Origin of the sequence: Diplocloster hominis, assembly GCF_032380655.1 — a bacterium.
Taxonomy (GTDB): Bacteria; Bacillota; Clostridia; order Lachnospirales; family Lachnospiraceae; genus Diplocloster; species Diplocloster hominis.
In genome coordinates this window covers 1-1,064 of the sequence record NZ_JAWDIY010000086.1, presented here as the reverse complement: position 1 = coordinate 1,064, position 1,064 = coordinate 1, and the positions used below count along the sequence as shown (strand labels likewise).

2 tRNA genes and 3 rRNA genes are annotated in these 1,064 nt (G+C 47.0%); all 5 read left to right on the top strand.

What is annotated here, in order from left to right:
* A 16S ribosomal RNA gene (locus ABC831_RS26355) occupies positions 1-69 on the top strand; the annotation flags it as partial.
* Positions 70-132: 63 nt separating this feature from the next.
* Positions 133-250, top strand: a 5S ribosomal RNA gene (gene rrf / locus ABC831_RS26350).
* Positions 251-254: 4 nt separating this feature from the next.
* Positions 255-328, top strand: a tRNA-Ile gene (locus ABC831_RS26345).
* Between the two features lie 60 nt (positions 329-388).
* A tRNA-Ala gene (locus tag ABC831_RS26340) sits at positions 389-461 on the top strand.
* 521 nt (positions 462-982) lie between these two features.
* Positions 983-1,064 (top strand): 23S ribosomal RNA (locus ABC831_RS26335); the annotation flags it as partial.

The window sequence follows — 1,064 nt, the reverse complement described above, 5'->3', positions numbered from 1 at the left end:
GGATGGATAACTGGGGTGAAGTCGTAACAAGGTAGCCGTATCGGAAGGTGCGGCTGGATCACCTCCTTTCTAAGGAAGAAGAAGTAAGGGTTGTTTTACTGTTTAGTTATCAAGAAAAACTTGATAAATATTTCTGGTGTCGATGCGCCTAGGGGACACACCCGTTCCCATCCCGAACACGATGGTTAAGACCTAGGCGGCCGATGGTACTATACTGGTGACGGTATGGGAGAGCAGGTGGATGCCAGATTTATGGGCTTATAGCTCAGCCGGTTAGAGCGCACGCCTGATAAGCGTGAGGTCGGTGGTTCGAGTCCACTTAAGCCCATTTTAATCTGTTTGATATGGACGAGCTATAGAGCTCGCCCGAATCAAGCAGGACCGTGACGGGGGTATAGCTCAGTTGGGAGAGCACCTGCCTTGCAAGCAGGGGGTCAAGGGTTCGAATCCCTTTATCTCCATCGATAAAAGCCGAAATCAAAGCTTTTATCGCAACCAGATTTGACCTGCGCGCCAGCGCAGTAGGAACTTTTAGAAATGAGCAGCGTCAAGCTTGCTTGTCGATGATCATTTATAAAAGATCCGTGATGCACGAAGTGCATGTCAAATCGGACGGCGAACCAAACGCCGGCTTTATTTAAAGGCCTAACGTGACCGAGAAAATCTCCGATTTTCGAGGGCTCAGCACCAGGCCCGGCCAAAAAATCGCCATCCACCACCATGTACCTTGAAAACTACACATTGAAAAATCAATTGAAAAATCTGATTTCAAGGAACTGAAAGCAGATGAAGTTCAGCAAAGCGTCAGCTGCCAAAAAGCCGCAGACACAGAGAAGAACAACATCCCAACGCAGTTAGTTCCAAAGAAAGAAGAAACTTCAAGACATCCGAGATTAAAAAAGATTAATTGAAACCAATTCAAAAAATCCGAGAAAATCAAGAACCAAAAAGACCCATTCCCATAACGCTATATGAGAATGCAGGTCAAGCGAACAAGAGCGCAGGGTGGATGCCTTGGCACTAAGAGCCGATGAAAGACGTGATAAGCTGCGAAAAGCTTCGGG